The following is an 18,457-nucleotide window of genomic DNA, read 5'->3' on the forward strand; positions in this document are numbered from 1 at the left end:
TCGTGACAACACCCGCTTCATCCACATGGACCGCGTGACACGGGCAACACAGGAGGCACCCGGGCCGCGGAACGCGCCACGATCAGGCGTCCAGGGCCTCTTCGAGGGAGTCGTGGACGGTGAAGACCGCCTCGGCCCCCGTGATCTCGAAGACCCGCGCCACCACCGGCAGCATTCCGGCCAAATGGACCCCTCCCCCGGCCGCCTCCGCCTTGAGGCGGGCACCGAGCAGCACATTGAGCCCGGTGGAATCACAGAATTCGAGTCGCGAGCAGTCGACCACCAGGCGTACTCGCCCTTGTTCGACCGCGCTCTCCAGGGGCTCCCGCAGCAGATCCGCCGTGTGGTGATCCAGCTCACCCACCGGCGTCACGACCTCGCTGCGCCCCTCGGTACGGGCCTCGACCTGAAGCCGACCCCGATGCGCACTGCCGACCGTCCCGCGGTCCATGCCCGTCCCTCTTCGCCGTTCGTCACTGCCTGCGTCTTTACGTATGCAGATTCGTTGTAGCTGTCGCTGACGTCACTGAAACAGTACGCGTTCCGTTCGCCACGCGGTACCTGAAGACCTCAACAAACCGGACATATAGCCTCAATTGGAGCTTGTAAGTGCCTGTCCGAACCGGGTAAGGGTAGGAGGACACCCAAAACACGGCCGGCTTCGGAGGCGCCGCTTCACCGCAGGAACACGTATGGGCATCGGCAGCCATATGCCGAGAACGATGGAGGAGACCATGTCACCCCGGCTCGACGCACCGCGCTCGCACGACGCGACGTCAGCATGTCCTCAGGGACCGACCCCCTCGGACTCCCCTACCGCGAACGCCTCGGGCGGCACGCGCGACAGCGACATCAGCACCATCGGCGCGGACACCGCCGCCGACACCGACGACCACGGCGTCACGGACGGTCTCGAAGGACTTCCCGAGATCCCTCCCTACGACGAGGTGGGGCCGCTGGACGCCAGGGCCCTGTCGAAGACGCTCTTCGAACGGCTCGAATCCCTCGAAGAGGGCACCCACGAGTACTCGTACGTCCGCAACACGCTCGTCGAACTGAACCTGGCCCTGGTCAAGTTCGCCGCCTCCCGGTTCCGCTCCCGCAGCGAACCGATGGAGGACATCGTCCAGGTCGGCACCATCGGCCTGATCAAGGCGATCGACCGCTTCGAGCTCAGTCGGGGCGTGGAGTTCCCGACGTTCGCGATGCCGACCATCGTCGGCGAGATCAAGCGCTTCTTCCGTGACACCAGTTGGTCCGTGCGCGTCCCGCGCCGGCTGCAGGAGCTGCGGCTCGACCTGGCCAAGGCGGGCGACGAGCTCGCCCAGCAGCTGGATCGTTCGCCCACCGTGGGCGAGCTCGCCGACCGGCTCGGCATCAGTCACGACGAGGTCGTCGAGGGCATGGCCGCGAGCAACGCGTACACCGCGAGCTCACTGGACGCCAAGCCCGAGGAGAACGACCACGAAGGAGCGCTGGCGGACCGCATCGGCTACGAGGACCACGGACTCGAAGGCATCGAGTACGTCGAGTCCCTGAAGCCGCTGATCGCCTCGCTGCCAGGCCGCGACCGCACGATCCTCTCGCTGCGATTCGTCGCCAACATGACACAGTCGGAGATCGGTGAGGAGCTGGGCATCTCCCAGATGCATGTGTCGCGGCTGCTGTCCCGCACACTGGTCAAGCTCCGCAAGGGGCTGACGCTGGAGGAGTGACGGGCAGCTCGCGTGCCCGCGGAACACCCGCGCGCGGCATACCGCGAGCCCCCTTGCGGAAGGACCCGCACCGGCAACGGGCGGGTCCTTCCGCATGTGTGACGCCGAGTCACGGGTGCCGGATCCACGGGCTCCCCGGCCGCACGGGCTCCCCGGCCGCGGCGGTGTCGGTCCTCGACGGGCTACCGACCGCGGCGGCAAGGACTCAGACGACGCGTTCGCCGCGCTGCCAGACCGCGTGGACCAGGGGGACACCCGGCCGGTAGGCGAGGTGGACATGGCTGGGTGCGTCGAGCAGGACCAGGTCCGCGCGGGCGCCGGGGGCGATGCGGCCGATGTCCGTACGGCGCAGGGCCGCGGCGCCGCCCGCGGTGGCGGACCAGAGGGCCTCGTCCGGGGTCATGCCCATGTCGCGTACGGCGAGAGCGATGCAGAAGGGCATGGAGGACGTGAAGGACGAGCCCGGGTTGCAGTCGGTGGAGAGTGCGACGGTGGCGCCCGCGTCGAGGATGCGGCGGGCGTCCGGCCAGGTCGCGCGGGTGGAGAACTCGGCGCCGGGGAGCAGGGTGGCCACGGTGTTGCCGTGGGCCAGGGCGTCGATGTCCGCGTCGGTGAGATGGGTGCAGTGATCGGCGGACGCGGCGTCGAGCTCGACGGCGAGCTGGACGCCGGGGCCGTGGCCGAGCTGGTTGGCGTGGACGCGGGGGTGCAGGCCCTTGGCGCGGCCGGCGGTGAGGACGGCGCGGGCCTGGTCCCCGTCGAAGGCACCCTTCTCGCAGAAGACGTCGACCCAACGGGCGTACGGGGCACAGGCGTCGAGCATCGGCCCGGTGACCAGGTCGACGTAGCCGGCCGGGTCGTCGGCGTAGTCCGGGGAGACGATGTGGGCGCCGAGGTAGGTGACCTCTTCGGTGTGCCGGGCGGCGATGCGCAGGGCACGTGCCTCGTCCTCGACGGTGAGGCCGTAGCCCGACTTGGTCTCGATGGTGGTGGTGCCCTGGCGCAGCGCCTCGGCGAGGTAGCGGGCGATGTTGGCGGAGAGTTCCTCGTCGGTGGCGGCGCGGGTGGCGGCGACCGTGGTCCGGATGCCGCCCGCGCTGTAGGCGCGGCCGGACATCCGGGCGTTGAACTCCTCGGTGCGGTCGCCCGCGAACAGGAGGTGGGAGTGGGAGTCCACGAAGCCGGGGATCGCCGCCCGGCCGCCCGCGTCGACGGCGTTGTCAGTGGCGGGTGTTTTGCTTGACTCACCGGTCCAGACGACCCGGTCGTCCTCGATGACGACGGCCGCGTCCCGGATCAGACCCAGGGGGGAATCCGCGCGGAGGGAGGGGTCGTTGGTGACCAGACTGGCGATGTGGGTGATGGCGGTCGTCGTCATGGGGAGACTGCTCTCCTTGGGTGTCGGCGTGCGGGGCGGCCCGTGGCGAGGCTTGTGGGGAGCGGGTCGGGGCGCCGCCCCTCATCGCGGTCCCGGGGTCGGGGCCCCTGGAGCCGGGGCCTCGGGGGCGGCGACCGGCGGGCCGGGAGCCTTGGAATCGGGGGCTTCGGAGTCGGAGGTCCCGGAGTCGGCGATCCGCGGGCCGGGGGGCCCGGGGATCGCCGGTCTCCGGGCCGGCTCGCTCAGCGGTGGAGTGCGTCGATCGCCGAGGCGAGCGCCGCGGGGACGTCCTCGACCAGCGTGTGCCGCCCGTCGCGGACGATGTGCCGGCCTGCCACGACCGTGTGCCGCACATCGGCTGCGGAGGCGGCGAATACGACTGTCTCGGCGGCCAGCCTCGGCACCGGCCCCGCTGTTCTGACCGAGTCCAGGGCGACGGTCGTCAGATCGGCGGGGGCCCCCGGTTCGAGGATGCCCGCCTCGGGCCGGCCGAGCGCGGCATGCCCGTCGACGGTCGCGGCGCGCAGCAGTGCGGCCGCCGTCCAGTGACCGCGCGCCCGGGTGCGCAGGCGTTCGTCGAGCTCCATCGCCCGGGCCTCCTCGAAGAGGTCGATCACGGCGTGGCTGTCGCTGCCGAGCGAGAGCGGCGAGCCGGCGCGCTGGAGGGCCGCGGCGGGACCGATCCCGTCGGCGAGGTCGCGTTCCGTGGTGGGGCACATGCAGGTGCCCGTCGCCGAGGAGCCGAGGAGTGTGATGTCCTCGCCGGTCAGGTGGGTGTTGTGGATGCCGGTGGTGCGCGGGCCGAGGACGCCGTGGTCGGCGAGGAGCCGGGTGGGGGTGCAGCCGTGGGCGGCGAGGCAGGCGTCGTTCTCCGCGGTCTGTTCGGAGAGGTGGACATGGAGCGGGGCCTGCCGCTCCTCGGCCCACGCGGCCACGGTGGCGAGCTGCGCGGCCGGGACGGCGCGCACGGAGTGGACGGCCGCACCGATCAGGGCGTGGTCGCCGCCCTTGAGGAGGGAAGCGCGTTCCGCCCAGGCGTCGGCGGTGGTGTCGGAGAAGCGCAGTTGGTGGTGATCGGGCTGCTGGTACTGGGTGGGGCGCCGGCCGAATCCGGCGGAGAGGTAGGCGGTGTCCAGCAGTGTGATCCGGATACCGGCCTCACCCGCGGCCGCGATCAGCGCCTCGCCCATGGCGTTCGGGTTGTTGTACGGGGTGCCGCCCGGCGCGTGGTGCAGATAGTGGAATTCGCCGACCGCGGTGATACCGGCCAGGGCCATCTCGGCGTACACGGCACGGGCGAGGTCGTAGTAGGAGTCGGGGGTGAGCCGGGCGGCGATCTGGTACATGGTCTCGCGCCAGGTCCAGAAGGTGCCGGAGCCGACCTGGACGGTGGAGCGCAGGGCGCGGTGGAAGGCGTGCGAGTGGGTGTTGGCGAGTCCGGGGAGGGTGAGTCCGCGCAGCACGGTGGCGCCCGGTGGCGGGGCAAGGACGCCGGTGCGGACGCCCGCGACGATCCCGCCGGACACGTCCAGGGCCACGTCCGGCTCGACATGCGTGCCGAGCCAGGCGTGGGACAACCAGTACGTCACGGTGACGGGCCTGCCCGTCGGCTCCGTTGTCAGCTGCACGCGAGACCTTCCAGTACATCGGCGAGTGCGATCACCCCGGCCACGCAGTCGTCCTCGGCGGCGTGCTCGGCCGGCGAGTGCGAGATCCCGGTGGGGTTCCGTACGAACAGCATGGCGGTCGGGACCGAAGCGGACAAAATACCCGCGTCGTGTCCGGCTCCGGTACCGAGGACGGGTACGGCCCGGTCCGCATCGCCCCGGCCCCTGAGGATCTTGCCGAGTTCGTCGCGCAGGGCGTGCTCGAACTCCACGACGGGCGTGAAGGACTCCCGTACGACATCGAGGTCGATCCCGGCCCGCTCGGCGTGTTCCCGGGCGGCCCGCTCGATGCCGCCGACGACGGCGTCGAGGCGGTCCTGGTCGGCGGCGCGGGAGTCGAGCCAGCCACGGACGAGGGAGGGGATGGCGTTGACACCGTTCGGCTCGACGGCGACCTTGCCGAAGGTGGCGAGGGCTCCGGCGAGCTCCGCCTCGCGGCGGGCCGCCAGCACCGTCTCGGCGTACGTGAGCATCGGGTCACGGCGGTCCGTCAGCCGGGTGGTGCCCGCGTGGTTGGCCTCGCCCCGGAAGTCGAACCTCCAGCGTCCGTGCGGCCAGATCGCGGAGGCGATGCCGACCGGGTCGCCGGTGAGGTCGAGGGCGCGCCCCTGCTCGACGTGGAGTTCGACGAACGCGCCGATGCGGGCGAGCCGTTCGGGGTCGGGACCGATGGCATCGGCGTCGTATCCGGCCGCCTCCATGGCCTGTGGCAGCGTGATGCCGTCGCCGTCGCGCAGCCGGTGGGCCGCCTCGACGGTCAGCTGCCCCGCGGCGAGCCGGGAGCCCACACAGGCCAGCCCGAAGCGGGCCCCCTCCTCGTCACCGAAGTTGCTGATGGCCAGCGGCCGGGTGAACTCCGCTCCTCTGCGGCGGAGTTCGTCGAGCGCGGCGAAGGAGGAGACCACACCGAGCGGCCCGTCGAAGGCGCCGCCGTCCGGTACGGAGTCGAGGTGCGATCCGGTGACGACGGCGTCCCCGGCCAGGGGGTCACCGAGCCAGGCCCACTGATTGCCGTTCCGGTCGACCTCGTGGGTGAGTCCGCGTGCCTCGGCCTGGGCGCGGAACCACGCGCGGCAGTCGGCGTCGGCCCCGGTCCAGGCGTAGCGGCGGTAACCGCCGCTGTCCCGGTGCCGGCCGATGGGCGCCAGCTCGCGCCACATGGCCCGGAACGACGCTCCGGCCCCGGACGGTCCGGTTCCGGCCCGGGACGGGGGGACGCCGCCGCGGCTTGTGCCCCCGGACGGCTCGCTCATCGTTCGTCCTCCGTCATCGGTACGCGCACGCCCTTGTCCGCGGCGACCGACTCCGCGATGTCGTACCCGGCGTCCACGTGCCGGATGACGCCCATGCCCGGGTCGTTGGTGAGCACGCGGCGGATCTTCTCGCCCGCCAGCTTCGTACCGTCGGCGACGGTCACCTGCCCGGCGTGGATGGAACGCCCCATCCCGACGCCGCCGCCGTGGTGGATGGAGACCCAGGAGGCCCCCGACGCCACATTGACCATGGCGTTCAGCAGCGGCCAGTCGGCGATCGCGTCGGACCCGTCGAGCATGGCTTCGGTCTCCCGGTACGGGGAGGCCACGGAGCCGCAGTCCAGGTGGTCGCGCCCGATGGCCAGCGGAGCGGCCAGTTCACCGCTCGCCACCATGTCGTTGAACCGCTCACCGGCCCGGTCGCGCTCGCCGTAACCGAGCCAGCAGATCCGGGCGGGCAGTCCCTGGAAGTGGACGCGTTCACCGGCCATCCTGATCCAGCGGTGCAGCGACTCGTTCTCCGGAAAGAGTTCGAGCATCGCCTTGTCGGTCTTGTGGATGTCCGACGCCTCGCCGGACAGGGCGGCCCAGCGGAACGGTCCCTTGCCCTCGCAGAAGAGCGGCCTGATGTAGGCGGGCACGAATCCGGGGAAGTCGAACGCCCGGTCGTACCCCGCGAGCCGGGCCTCGCCACGGATCGAGTTGCCGTAGTCGAAGACCTCGGCCCCGGCGTCCATGAAGCCGACCATCGCCTCGACGTGCTTGGCCATCGACTCCCGTGCGCGCTGTGTGAAGTCGGCGGGCTTCTCGGCGGCGTACGAGGCCATGTCGTCGAAGTCGACACCGAGCGGGAGGTACGAGAGCGGGTCGTGCGCGCTGGTCTGGTCGGTGACGATGTCGATCGGTGCGCCCTCGGCGAGCATCCGCGGCAGCAGCTCCGCCGCGTTGCCCAGCAGGCCGATGGAGAGCGGCTTGCGGGCGTCCCGGGCCTCGGTGGCCAGCTGGAGCGCGTGCTCCAGGGAGTCGGCGCGCACATCCAGATAGCGGTGCTCGATCCGGCGCTCGATGGCGCGCGGGTCGCAGTCGATGCAGATCGCGACACCGTCGTTCATGGTCACGGCGAGCGGTTGGGCGCCGCCCATGCCGCCGAGTCCGGCGGTGAGGGTGATCGTGCCGGCCAGCGTCCCGTCGAACTTCTTCGCGGCGACGGCGGCGAACGTCTCGTACGTGCCCTGCAGGATGCCCTGCGTACCGATGTAGATCCATGATCCGGCGGTCATCTGGCCGTACATGGTGAGCCCGAGCGCCTCCAGGCGGCGGAACTCCTCCCAGTTCGCCCAGTCGCCCACCAGGTTGGAGTTGGCGATCAGGACCCGCGGCGCCCACTCGTGGGTCTGCATGACGCCGACCGGACGCCCGGACTGGACGAGCATCGTCTCGTCCTGCTTGAGCGTCCGCAGTGTGCGCACCATCGCGTCGAACGAGCGCCAGTCGCGGGCCGCCTTGCCGGTGCCGCCGTAGACGACGAGCTTGTCGGGGTGCTCGGCGACCTCGGGGTCGAGGTTGTTCTGCAGCATGCGCAGAGCGGCCTCCTGCTGCCATCCCAGGGTGCTCAGTTCCGTACCGCGCGGTGCCCGTACGGGGCGGGGTCCTGACATGGCGGTGCCTCCTCGCGTCTGTAAATCTTCTATTCACATCCTGATGACCTGAATAGTCATAGTCAACAGCCTCGCACCGACACCGCGGATCGACGACACCCGCCCGCCGTACGCCGGGGCGTTCCGGCGCACCTCCCGCACCCCCCGCGAAGATCCACCGCGCACGCATCCGAAGATCTCTTGCGCATGTACCTATGGAAAATGCCAGAACTCCCGCCCGGCGCGGGCACGTTGCGTAGCCTCTGGGTCACAGCCGTACGCCACGTCGGGAGGGGAGTGCGCGTGCCCGGAATCGACGAGTGCCTGCTCGAAGTCATGAGGCTGCCCGGTGCCCGCGGCGCCGCGGTGGTCGACTGGACGAGCGGCCTCGCCCTCGGCACCATCGGCGAATCGCCCAACGGCGACCACGAGGCCACCGCCGCGGAGACCGCCGAGGTCGCACGGATGGCGGCCGAGCAGCCCGCCTTCGCCCAGGAGGCGACCGGGCCGTCGACCGCGGTGCCGGAAGAGGCGGTCGGCGGATCGCCGCCCCCTGTCGAGGACGTCATCGTCACCACCCGCACCGGGTACCACATCCTCCGTTTCGTCGAGACCGCCTTCGACAGCAGCGTCTTCGTCCATCTCTGGCTCGATCGCGCGGAGGGCAATCTGGCTCTCGCCCGGATACGGCTGGGCGAGATGGCCGAGCGGCTGGTCCTGGCGTGAGGACGGCCATCCCCGCCGGGGGCACGTCCCTCTCCCCCATGCTGCGGCGTCTCGCCGCCGAGCGCGCCACCGGCGCCCTGATCCGGGACCGCGGCACCCTCTACCTCGACGAGGGCCAGGTGGTGCACGCCGAGAGCCCGGCGACCCCCGGCATCGACGTCCTGCTCACCACGGGCGGCGCCCTGCATCGCGACGGCTGGTGGGAGGCGGTCGCGAGGGCGGGCGCCGGACAACGGGTCGGCCGCCACCTGGTGGACAGCGGGAGGGTGCCGGCCGGGGCGCTGGAACTGTGTCATCTGGGCGCGCTCTACGACGCCGCGTTCTTCGCGCTGGCGCCCACCCGGACCCCGGCACGCTTCCGCCACGGGGTCTCGCACTGGATCGGCATCGTCCGCCCCGTCCCCGTCGACGCCGTGCAGCGCGAGACCTTCCGGCGCCGCGAGCTGCTGGAGCGGATCTGGCCCGACGCGATGACGGACAGCGCACCGCTGGTACGCACGGACCGTTCCGTCGACGCGCCCGTCCCGCCGGGCCGTCGCCGCGTGCTCGATCTCGTGGACGGGGCGCGCACCGCGTCGGACATCGCCCGGCAACTGGGCAGGCCGGCGTTCCACGTCCTGGTCGGTCTGCGGCGCCTGGCCGCGGCCGGACTGGTCGAGGCGGTACGGGAACCGACGGCCGCGACCGACTCCGGCCGGATCCCGCTTCCCGACGTCACGGCCGACCCCGACATCGCCCTGCTGCGCCGGCTCCGAGACGCATTGGAGGCCCTGTGATACGCGCGCTCAGACAGCGTGCCGGAAGGAGACAGCTGATGGTGCCCGAATCCGAAGTGCGGGACGTCCTGGCCGAGCTCCAGCGGTTACGGGCCCGGGTTCCTCTCCTCTCCGGCGCCCTGGCGGCCGGCGTCGACGGCCTCGTCCTGGCCCACGACACCCCGGGGGTGGAGGCGGAGGGCGTCGCCGCACTGACCGCCGCCGCGCTCGGGGTCGCGATCCGGATGGCGGAGGCGACCGGCCGGGGCGGCTTCCGGGAACTTCTCGTACGCGGCGAGACCGGCTACATCGCGACCTACGCCGCGGGTTCCTCGGCCGTCCTCACCCTGCTGGCCGAGGACCGGATCAACGTCGGCAGGCTCCATCTGGAGGGCCGCCGGGCGGGCGCCCGGATCGGCGAACTGATCGACCCCGTGCTGCGGCGCGCCGAACAACACCCGGTGCCCCCGGTCCACGCCCCCGAGCAGCACGACCCGCGTCCCGGGCCGCTGCCCCACCGCACCTGAGACCCCATGCCCCGGAGACAACCCACGGATCCGGTCGACCCGGCCGGCCAGGAAAGGAAACCACTGCACATGGCGAACACCGAAGCGTCACTCAAGGAAGCGATGTCGTCCATCGAGGGCACGGTCGCTGTCGCTCTCGTCGACTACACCAGCGGAATGGCGCTGGGCACCCTCGGCGGCGGCAAGGACTTCAACCTGGAGGTCGCGGCGGCGGGCAACACCGATGTCGTACGCTCCAAGCTCCGCACCATGGAACACCTCGGGCTCAAGGACGAGATCGAGGACATCCTGATCACGCTCGGCACCCAGTACCACCTGATCAGACTGCTCAAGGCCCGTGGCGGCAACGGTCTTTTCCTGTACCTGGTGCTGGACTCGCAACGTGCCAACCTGGCGATGGCCCGCCATCAGCTGAAGCGGATCGAGGCCGAACTGGAGGTCTGACCCGACGGCCTCAACGGTGACGCCGCGCCCCGCCGGGCGCGGCGTCACCCGCCATCGGGCCGGTCGTCCGATACCCCTTCACCTGCTTGCCCGCGGGCCGTCCGCGCTCCACCCAGTCGGTCCGCACCCAGTACAGGACGTCGTCCCGGCGCTCGCGCTGCCCGATCCTGACGGCCTTGAGCCACAGTCCGGCCCCCGCCCCCGCGAGAACCAGGCCACCGGCCCCGGGCAGCAGAAAGGCACTCGCCACCGCCGCCAGGAAGGCCCCGAGCAGCCACCACCGGTGCCCGCGCCGCCAGTTGCGTACGGTCACGGCCCGGTCCTGGAGGAAGTCGGACCGTCCGGCGCGGGTGGCGCCCCCGGCCAGTTCCGCGTACCGGCGGTCGCGCACGAGCGCCACCACGGCCGCGGTGATCAGGAACAGCGCCGCTCCGGCCAGCAGCCCGATCCGGCGTCCGGTGAGCCCCGGCACCAGTGCGCCGATCGCCGCGGCGAGCAGCCCCGGCCACCACAGCGGCGCGGAACCGGCCCGTACGATCACGGCCACTCTCGCCAACGACTGTGCTCCGCGCCCCACGTCCGTACCCCTCTCCGCAACTCCTTCTGGTCCTTCCGGGGCCGGAGACTAGTAGCCGTAGATGAGCGGTGTCTGAGAGCCTGTCGGGTGGCCTCCGACCGGGCGGCCACGCCCTGGCACGCACGCCATCCGATCCGAGGCCACCCGACAGGCTCTCGGAGCGGTGCCCGTCACTCGGCGAAGAGCCCCCGTGCCGCCGCTCGGGTGTCGAACTCCTCCAGCCGTGCCTGCGCGTCGGGCAGGTTGTCGCACATCGCCTCCAGCAGCACCCGTCCCAGCAGCATGGGCGCACACGCGGTGTCGAAGGCGAGCCCGGTGCCGACGGCGGCCGGGATCAGCAGGTCGCTGCATTTGGCGACGGGCGCGAAAGCGGAATCCGCGACCGATACGACCGTCAGTCCTTGCTCCCGCGCGTACGCGAGCGCGTCCACGACCTCCTTCGGGTGCCGGGGCAGCGCGAAGCAGATCAGCGCCGAGGCGCCCGCCCGCCGGGCGGCGTCGATCCGGTCGTGCAGCATGCTGCCGCCCTCGTCGAGCACCCGCACGTCGGGATGCACCTTGGCCGCGAAGTACCCGAACCCGCGTGCCTGCGAGGAGGCGGCCCGCAGCCCGAGCACCGGCAGCGGACGCGACGCCGCCAGCAGCCTGCCCGCGCGCTCGACCGGGCCGGGGTCGGCGAGCAGCTCGGCCAGATGCCGAAGGTTCTCGATCTCGCCGAGGACGGCCTGCTGGTACTCGTTGTACGCGTCGTCCCCGCCCCCCGCCACGGACCCGGCGGGGGTGACCTCGCGCAGGTGCCTGCGGAGTGCCGGGTAGCCGTCGAAGCCGAGCGCCACGGCGAACCGGGTGACGGACGGCTGGCTGACCCCGGCGAGTTCGGCGAGCTCCACGCTCGACAGGAACGGCACGTCCCCGGCCCTGCGCACCATCGAGTGCGCGATGCGCCGCTGGGTGGGTGTGAGCCGGTGCCCCTCGAAGAGCTGCTGCAACCGCGCGGCCGGGCTGCTCCCGCTCATGCTGTCCCCTCGGTAGATCCGTCGCACCACGGTCCGGCGCCGACAAATCCATTCAGCCAGTAAGGCGTCTGCATGTCCATATGCAGCCGCGGCGAGGGCCCGGCCTCCCCCCGCGCTCAGAAACCACGCGGCCCCGCTCGGCCGCCGCGCCCAGGCACCCCGCGGACCCGGTCGGACCACCGCGCCCAGGCACCCCGCGGACCCGATGGGACCACCACACCCAAGCACCGCCCAGCCCCGGTCGAACCACATCGCTCAGGAACCGCGCACGCCGTCCAGGACCTCGGTGACCGAGACCCACGAGTTCCAGCGCCGCGTGAACACCCGCAGCGTACGGCCGCTCTCCACCGGGCCTGCCCAGGAGCCGCTCCCGTCCTCCGCCTTCCCCGAGTTCCCCGGTGCCGACCGCAGACCGCCCGATTCCAGTGCGTCCCCCATCTTCCTCAGCTGCTCCCGGGCCGTGGCCTCGTCGTCGTACTCGACGATGCACTGCTGGGCCACGGCACCGTCCCTGCCCGTGTACCACCGGCTGTAGCCGATCCGGTTGACCGCGCCCACCGAAGAGGGCGCATCCGCGCAGGCTCCGTCGAGACCCGGGTACGGCAGGGGATCGCCCTGCGAACCGGCTCCGGTGGTCGGCCGCTCGTCCTCCTTCCAGTGCCACGTCCCGTGAAGGGGCACCTCGTCCGCCCGCATCGTCTGGATCACGCCGTCCTTGCGGAACGGGTTGTCCGGTGCGGTGGCGACCGTTGCGTGCTTGTGCCGCTGATCCGCTCCGGTCGGCAGCACGGCCCAGGCCCCGGCGGCCATCAGCGCCACCGTGCACACCACCGCCGTCGTGGTCCTGCGGCGCGAACGCCGCCTCCCCTTCGCCCGGATCTCCTCGGCGGCGGGCAACCGCACCACGACGCCGTCCAGCAGTTCCTCGACCTCAGCCATGGTGAACGCCCTCCACTCGCCCGGCAGTGACTATGGTTTCGGCGAGCCGGTCGCCGAGGATCTTGCGGGCCCGGTGGAGCCGGGTCCGTACCGCGCCGTTCGACACTCCCGCCTCACGTGCCACGTCTTCCACCGGCAGATCCAGCAGATGGTGCAGGACCACGGCCTGGCGCTGTTCGACGCTCAGCTCGCCCAGTGCCCCGACCAGTGCCACCCGGTCCACCGAGAGACCGGGCACCTCTGTGGGCGGCCCGTGCCGGAAGTGCGCCCGTACGCGGTTGCGCGTCCTTCGCCAGGTACTGATGGCCAGCCGTACGGCCACCGTCCGCACCCAGGGCAGCGGATCCCCCTCGCGTGCCAGGCGGTCCCACCGCTGCCACGCCCGCACGTAGGCCTCCTGCACCGCGTCCTCCGCCTCCGCCAGATCGCCGGTCACCGCATAGACCGTGGCCACCAGGCGTTTGGCCGTCGCCGTGTAGAAAGCATCGAAATCCTCGGATCCCGTCGGCATCGTCCCCGTCCGTTCATCGCGCCAGAAACGCTCTTGCCATGAACACGCTCCGGCTGCGCCGGATGTTACGGACGACTTTCCAGGCGGCCTTCGGACCACTCCCGGACGGCCGGACGAGGAGAGCGGCAAGGGGCGAAGGGGCAGACGCGGGAGGGCCGAAGGAGGCGGCACGAAAGAGGGGGGTTAGCCCCACTGCCCCTGGCGCCCCCGATTCTTACCGTAAAGGACATGGATACCCGTGACCCTGAGCTCAAGAGCGAGCTCGATGCCACCCTGCACGCCCGTAGTGAGCTGGGTTCGGATTACGAGGCCGCGCTCGTCGAGTCCTTCCTGGAGAAGGTCGAGCAGCGCCTCGACACCACGCTCGACCGCCGCGTACGGCGTCATCTCGCCGAGCAGCAGGTGAGCGTCGCCAGGGGTGCACGCCCGCCGCAGCCCATGGGGAACTTCGGCGAGCGCTACGGCTTCGGGATCATCTCGCTGATCCTGGCCATCCCGTTGTCGGCGATCGGCGCCGCGGCCGCCCATACGTCGGGCCTGGTCGTCGCCTGGGTCGGAATCGTCGCTGTCAACGCCGTGCACGCGGCCCGGAACTGGCCCTGGTTCCAGCGCCGTTCCCGGCGCACGGAGTCCGACTGGGAGGACTGAGGTCCGCGGTGCGCCCCTCGGCCGCCGCCACCGGGTCGGCTGTGAAGGCCCGGATGCTGCCCGACACTCCCGCCACGTCGGCGTCGAGCATCCGCTGCCACGCGTCCGTCCGGCCCGCGTCCACCGGGTTCGGCAGCATCACCCCGTCCGGCGTGCACCGCGTATCACGCACGGGCGTACGGATGTGTCGCGGGGACCGCCGCACCCCCGGTTCCCCGGGGGGCGGGACGACGGCGGTCCCCGCGAAGGGACACGGTCCGGGTCAGGGCCGGTCACCGCGTCCGGGCGACGGTGGAGGTCCGGGAGCCGCTCCGTAGTCCGTGTCGCCGTATCGGGTGTCAGTGGGTTGCCTGGGTTCCCCCGCCGACACCCATCAATGTGCCGGACCCGTGTTAAGCCGGTGCTGCGTGTACGTGTCGCGCTCGTACCGTTTTCGCGAAGCCCGGCCCCGCGGGCCGCTGTGCCTCGCCGGCCACCACGGCTTCCCGGCCGTTACGGCTTCCCGGTCGCAGCGTCCTTGGCGAGGAACGCCAGCAGGTCCTGCCGGCTGACTACGCCCTTCGGCTTGCCCTCCACCAGGACGATCGCCGCGTCCGCCGCGTTCGTGCCGCCGAGCACCGCCATCAGGTCCTCGACCGGTTCGCCGGAACCGACCTGCGGCAGCGGCGGCGACATGTGCTTCTCCAGCGGGTCGGAGAGGGAGGCGCGCTGCGCGAACAGCGCGTTCAGCAGCTCGCGCTCCACGACCGAGCCGATGACCTCGGCGGCCATGACGTCCGGGTGGCCCGCGCCCGGCTTCACGATCGGCATCTGCGAGACGCCGTACTCGCGCAGGACGTCGATCGCCTCGCCGACGGTCTCCTCGGGGTGCATGTGGACGAGCGTCGGGATCGGGCCGTCCTTGTGGTCGAGCACGTCCCCGACCCGCGCGGACGGGCCGGTGTCCTCCAGGAAGCCGTAGTCGGCCATCCACTCGTCGTTGAAGATCTTGCTCAGGTAGCCGCGTCCGCTGTCGGGCAGCAGCACGACGACCACGTCGTCCGGGCCCAGCCGCTTCGCGACCTCCAGGGCGGCGACGACCGCCATGCCGCAGGAACCGCCGACCAGCAGCCCCTCCTCCTTGGCGAGGCGGCGGGTCATCTGGAAGGAGTCCTTGTCGGACACGGCGACGATCTCGTCCGTGACCGTCCGGTCGTACGCGCTCGGCCAGAAGTCCTCGCCGACGCCCTCGACGAGGTACGGCCGCCCGGAGCCGCCGGAGTAGACCGAGCCCTCCGGGTCCGCGCCGACGACCTTGACCGAGCCGCCGCTGATCTCCTTCAGATAGCGGCCGGTGCCGCTGATGGTGCCGCCGGTGCCGACGCCCGCGACGAAGTGGGTGATCTTCCCGTCCGTCTGCTCCCACAGTTCGGGACCGGTGGTCTCGTAGTGGGAACGCGGGTTGTTGGGATTGGAGTACTGGTCGGGCTTCCAGGCGCCGGGAGTCTCACGGACGAGCCGGTCGGAGACGTTGTAGTACGAGTCGGGGTGCTCGGGGTCGACGGCCGTCGGGCAGACGACGACCTCGGCACCGTAGGCGCGCAGCACATTGATCTTGTCCGTGGACACCTTGTCCGGGCAGACGAAGATGCACTTGTACCCCTTCTGCTGGGCGACGATCGCCAGGCCGACGCCCGTGTTGCCACTCGTCGGCTCGACGATCGTGCCGCCGGGCTGCAGTTCGCCGCTCTGCTCGGCGGCCTCGATCATGCGCAGGGCGATGCGGTCCTTGACCGAACCGCCGGGGTTGAAGTACTCGACCTTGGCCAGGACCGTCGCCTGGATGCCGGCCGTCACACTGCGCAGCCTCACCAGCGGGGTATTGCCTACGAGACTGATCATCGAATCGTGGAATTGCACCGTGTACTCCGGGGTCTCCGAGATGGTCCGGCAAGGGTATGCGTACGGGCGCGAGATTGGGCGAAGCGATTGAGCAACGGCCACCGCGGGGCAGTTAGCTGTATGTACGGCGGTACGGCAACGAGGAGGTGGACCGGACTGTGTCAAGGGCAAGGGTGGCACGGCGGATCGCAGCGGGCGCGGCCTACGGCGGCGGCAGCATCGGGCTGCTCGGCGCGGCGGCGGTAGGCGTACTGCTGGCGGAGGTCCAGCTGGCGAAACGGCAGGTGGGCGGTGGCATCGCACCGGTGCCACCGAGCGCGGACGGGCGGTACGGGGTGGCGTTCACCGGCCCTGCGGAACCGTTGCGGCTGGGGTTGCTGGGCGACTCGACGGCGGCCGGGCAGGGGGTGCGCCGGGCCGGGCAGACACCGGGGGCGTTGCTGGCGTCGGGGCTCGCGGCGGTGTCGGAACGGCCGGTGGATCTGCGCAATGTGGCACAGCCGGGCGCCCGGTCGGACGATCTGGAGCGGCAGGTCTCACTGCTGCTCGCCGATCCGTCCCGCACGCCCGACGTCTGCGTGATCATGATCGGGGCCAACGATGTGACGCACCGGATGCCCGCCACCCAGTCGGTTCGCTGTCTGACCACCGCGGTACGCAGGCTGCGTACGGCGGGTGCGGAGGTGGTGGTCGGCACGTGCCCGGATCTCGGCACGATCGAGCCGGTCTATCAGCCGCTGCGCTGGCTGGCCCGGCGGGTGAGCCGACAGCTGGCGGCGGCGCAGACGATCGGTTCGGTCGAGCAGGGCGGGCGCACGGTGTCGCTGGGCGATCTGCTGGGGCCGGAGTTCGAGGCGAATCCGCGGGAGCTGTTCGGCCCGGACAACTACCACCCGTCGGCGGAGGGGTACGCCACGGCGGCGATGGCGGTCCTGCCCACGCTCTGCGCGGTCCTGGGGCTGTGGCCGGAGTCCGACCGGCTGGACGGGGCCCGGCGCGAGGACATGCTGCCGGTGGCCGAGGCGGCCTCCCAGGCGGCCAGGGAGGCCGGTACGGAGGTCACGGGGGCCCGAGCGCCCTGGGCGCTCCTCAAGCACCGCAGGCGGCGTCGTCTGCCCACGGCCACGGAGCCCCATCCGACCCCGGAGACACAGGGGGAACCCGAGCCGGACGCACGCGAGGACGCGCACGAGGACCCACGCGTGGGCCCGCGCACGGAGGCGTCCACGGAGACCCACGGGGAACCGTACGGAGAGCCGCACGGACGGCCGGACGGACAGTCGCGCGGCGGGACGAGCAAGGAGACGAGCGGAGAGACGAGCGGAGAGACCAGCGGGGAGACGCACAACCTCCCGGCCAATTGATCGACTGAGCGGTCGCTTAGAAAAGAGGTCGGCGTCACATGCGCAGCCCGGTGACCCAGCATCTACGTACAGGTAACTTCCAAGTCAGCACCTGTCAGAACCCGCCTTCCAGCCCTCATGGAGCCGCGTGATGCCCGAAGCCGTGATCGTCTCTGCTGCCCGTTCCCCCATCGGCCGGGCCTTCAAGGGGTCGCTGAAGGACCTGCGCGCGGACGACCTGACCGCCACGATCATCCGGACCGCGCTGGCCAGGGTTCCCGAGCTGGACCCGAAGGACATCGACGACCTGATGCTCGGCTGCGGCCTCCCCGGTGGCGAGCAGGGCAACAACCTGGGCCGCATCATCGCCGTGCGGATGGGCATGGACCACCTTCCCGGCTGTACGGTCACCCGCTACTGCTCGTCCTCCCTGCAGACCAGCCGGATGGCAATGCACGCCATCAAGGCCGGCGAGGGCGACGTCTTCATCTCGGCCGGTGTCGAGATGGTGTCCCGCTTCGTGAAGGGCAACTCCGACAGCCTGCCGGACACGCACAACCCTCTGTTCGCCGACGCCGAGGCCCGCACCGCGGCCCGCGCCGGGCAGGGTGGTGACGACTGGCACGACCCGCGCGAGGACGGCCTGGTCCCGGACGCGTACATCGCGATGGGGCAGACCGCGGAGAACCTGGCCCGGCTCAAGGGCGTCACCCGTCAGGACATGGACGAGTTCGGCGTGCGCTCGCAGAACCTCGCCGAGGAAGCCATCAAGAACGGCTTCTGGGAGCGTGAGATCACCCCGGTCACCACCCCGGACGGCACGGTCGTCTCGAAGGACGACGGCCCCCGCGCGGGCGTCACCCTGGAGGGCGTGCAGGGCCTGAAGCCGGTCTTCCGCCCCGACGGTCTGGTCACCGCGGGCAACTGCTGCCCGCTCAACGACGGTGCCGCCGCGCTCGTGATCATGTCCGACACCAAGGCGCGCGAGCTGGGCCTGACCCCGCTGGCCCGGATCGTCTCGACCGGTGTCTCCGCTCTCTCCCCCGAGATCATGGGATACGGGCCGGTGGAGGCCAGCAAGCAGGCACTGAAGCGCGCCGGGCTGACCATCGACGACATCGACCTGGCCGAGATCAACGAGGCGTTCGCCGCCCAGGTGATCCCTTCCTACCGCGACCTCGGTCTGCCGCTGGAGAAGGTCAACGTCAACGGCGGCGCCATCGCCGTCGGCCACCCCTTCGGCATGACCGGCGCCCGGATCACCGGCACGCTGATCAACAGCCTGCAGTTCCACGACAAGCAGTTCGGCCTGGAAACCATGTGCGTGGGCGGCGGCCAGGGCATGGCGATGGTCATCGAGCGGCTGAGCTGAGCTGTAGCGGAGGGTAGGGGTCGCCTGAGGAACGAAGGCGGCACCTGCCCGCAGCGGAAGCGAAGCGA

General features: G+C 71.3%; 17 protein-coding genes and 2 pseudogenes. 8 read left to right on the forward strand and 11 right to left on the reverse strand.

Annotated elements, in window-relative coordinates; all coding sequences use genetic code 11:
- Window positions 1–82: 82 nt before the first annotated feature.
- On the reverse strand, window positions 83–451 hold the full coding sequence (locus ACIQCZ_RS19495; protein WP_351080963.1) for an STAS domain-containing protein: 369 nt from the start codon (window positions 449–451) through the stop codon (window positions 83–85).
- A 283-nt stretch (window positions 452–734) separates the two neighbouring features.
- Here ACIQCZ_RS19495 and ACIQCZ_RS19500 point away from each other — a divergent pair, with 283 nt between their 5' ends.
- A complete protein-coding gene (locus tag ACIQCZ_RS19500) occupies window positions 735–1,715 on the forward strand; it encodes an RNA polymerase sigma factor SigF (protein ID WP_402284161.1) in 981 nt (326 codons plus the stop codon).
- 205 nt (window positions 1,716–1,920) lie between these two features.
- Here ACIQCZ_RS19500 and hutI read toward each other — a convergent pair whose 3' ends face one another.
- The 4 genes from hutI to hutU form a co-directional block, all read right to left on the reverse strand.
- Window positions 1,921–3,093: an imidazolonepropionase gene (gene hutI / locus ACIQCZ_RS19505; RefSeq protein ID WP_402283651.1), complete on the reverse strand. Its 1,173-nt coding sequence runs from the start codon at window positions 3,091–3,093 to the stop codon at window positions 1,921–1,923.
- 242 nt (window positions 3,094–3,335) lie between these two features.
- The gene (locus ACIQCZ_RS19510) at window positions 3,336–4,721 is read right to left on the reverse strand and encodes a formimidoylglutamate deiminase (protein WP_402283652.1); all 1,386 of its coding nucleotides are present in this window, start codon (window positions 4,719–4,721) and stop codon (window positions 3,336–3,338) included.
- Complete coding sequence (locus tag ACIQCZ_RS19515) at window positions 4,712–6,013, reverse strand: allantoate amidohydrolase (RefSeq protein ID WP_402283654.1); 1,302 nt, start codon at window positions 6,011–6,013, stop codon at window positions 4,712–4,714. The genes ACIQCZ_RS19510 and ACIQCZ_RS19515 overlap by 10 nt, the downstream gene beginning before the upstream one ends.
- Entirely contained in the window at window positions 6,010–7,671 is a 1,662-nt protein-coding gene (hutU, locus tag ACIQCZ_RS19520; protein ID WP_402283656.1) for a urocanate hydratase, read from the reverse strand. Before hutU ends, ACIQCZ_RS19515 begins: the two co-directional genes overlap by 4 nt.
- A gap of 282 nt (window positions 7,672–7,953) precedes the next feature.
- Between hutU and ACIQCZ_RS19525 the strand changes: the two genes are divergently transcribed.
- The 4 genes from ACIQCZ_RS19525 to ACIQCZ_RS19540 all read left to right on the forward strand — a co-directional run bounded on the left by ACIQCZ_RS19525 (window position 7,954) and on the right by ACIQCZ_RS19540 (window position 10,102).
- Window positions 7,954–8,376, forward strand: a complete 423-nt coding sequence (locus tag ACIQCZ_RS19525) for a hypothetical protein (RefSeq protein WP_376220915.1) — start codon at window positions 7,954–7,956, stop codon at window positions 8,374–8,376.
- A gap of 38 nt (window positions 8,377–8,414) precedes the next feature.
- A complete protein-coding gene (locus tag ACIQCZ_RS19530; RefSeq protein ID WP_402284162.1) occupies window positions 8,415–9,152 on the forward strand; it encodes a winged helix-turn-helix domain-containing protein in 738 nt (245 codons plus the stop codon).
- Between the two features lie 38 nt (window positions 9,153–9,190).
- Window positions 9,191–9,658 (forward strand): roadblock/LC7 domain-containing protein, encoded by a 468-nt coding sequence (locus ACIQCZ_RS19535; RefSeq protein WP_402283658.1) that lies wholly within the window; start codon window positions 9,191–9,193, stop codon window positions 9,656–9,658.
- Window positions 9,659–9,727: 69 nt separating this feature from the next.
- Entirely contained in the window at window positions 9,728–10,102 is a 375-nt protein-coding gene (locus ACIQCZ_RS19540; protein WP_376220911.1) for a hypothetical protein, read from the forward strand.
- 10 nt (window positions 10,103–10,112) lie between these two features.
- Here the strand turns inward: ACIQCZ_RS19540 and ACIQCZ_RS19545 are convergent, their stop codons facing one another.
- The 4 genes from ACIQCZ_RS19545 to ACIQCZ_RS19560 form a co-directional block, all read right to left on the reverse strand.
- On the reverse strand, window positions 10,113–10,679 hold the full coding sequence (locus tag ACIQCZ_RS19545; protein WP_376282928.1) for a hypothetical protein: 567 nt from the start codon (window positions 10,677–10,679) through the stop codon (window positions 10,113–10,115).
- A 170-nt stretch (window positions 10,680–10,849) separates the two neighbouring features.
- Window positions 10,850–11,695 (reverse strand): MurR/RpiR family transcriptional regulator, encoded by an 846-nt coding sequence (locus ACIQCZ_RS19550; protein ID WP_402283660.1) that lies wholly within the window; start codon window positions 11,693–11,695, stop codon window positions 10,850–10,852.
- A 255-nt stretch (window positions 11,696–11,950) separates the two neighbouring features.
- Window positions 11,951–12,634 (reverse strand): hypothetical protein, encoded by a 684-nt coding sequence (locus ACIQCZ_RS19555; RefSeq protein ID WP_402283662.1) that lies wholly within the window; start codon window positions 12,632–12,634, stop codon window positions 11,951–11,953.
- Window positions 12,627–13,145: a SigE family RNA polymerase sigma factor gene (locus ACIQCZ_RS19560; protein WP_402283664.1), complete on the reverse strand. Its 519-nt coding sequence runs from the start codon at window positions 13,143–13,145 to the stop codon at window positions 12,627–12,629. The genes ACIQCZ_RS19555 and ACIQCZ_RS19560 overlap by 8 nt, the downstream gene beginning before the upstream one ends.
- 228 nt (window positions 13,146–13,373) lie before the next feature.
- Here ACIQCZ_RS19560 and ACIQCZ_RS19565 point away from each other — a divergent pair, with 228 nt between their 5' ends.
- Window positions 13,374–13,793, forward strand: coding sequence for a hypothetical protein (locus ACIQCZ_RS19565; RefSeq protein WP_402283666.1), 420 nt, complete (start codon window positions 13,374–13,376; stop codon window positions 13,791–13,793).
- On the opposite strand, the pseudogene ACIQCZ_RS19570 reads toward ACIQCZ_RS19565, so the two are convergent.
- Window positions 13,792–13,938: pseudogene (locus tag ACIQCZ_RS19570) on the reverse strand (short-chain dehydrogenase); the annotation flags it as partial. The gene ACIQCZ_RS19565 and the pseudogene ACIQCZ_RS19570 sit on opposite strands and share 2 nt — an antisense overlap.
- Window positions 13,939–14,285: 347 nt before the next feature.
- Window positions 14,286–15,692, reverse strand: coding sequence for a cystathionine beta-synthase (locus ACIQCZ_RS19575; RefSeq protein WP_402283668.1), 1,407 nt, complete (start codon window positions 15,690–15,692; stop codon window positions 14,286–14,288).
- Between the two features lie 155 nt (window positions 15,693–15,847).
- On the opposite strand from ACIQCZ_RS19575, the pseudogene ACIQCZ_RS19580 reads away from it, so the two are divergent.
- Together ACIQCZ_RS19580 and ACIQCZ_RS19585 are read left to right on the forward strand one after the other, a co-directional pair.
- Window positions 15,848–16,825: pseudogene (locus ACIQCZ_RS19580) on the forward strand (SGNH/GDSL hydrolase family protein); the annotation flags it as partial.
- 343 nt (window positions 16,826–17,168) lie between these two features.
- The gene (locus ACIQCZ_RS19585; protein ID WP_402283669.1) at window positions 17,169–18,389 is read left to right on the forward strand and encodes an acetyl-CoA C-acetyltransferase; all 1,221 of its coding nucleotides are present in this window, start codon (window positions 17,169–17,171) and stop codon (window positions 18,387–18,389) included.
- Window positions 18,390–18,457 lie beyond the last annotated feature (68 nt).

This window comes from Streptomyces sp. NPDC093149, from assembly GCF_044754145.1.
In the GTDB taxonomy this organism is placed as follows: Bacteria; Actinomycetota; Actinomycetes; order Streptomycetales; family Streptomycetaceae; genus Streptomyces.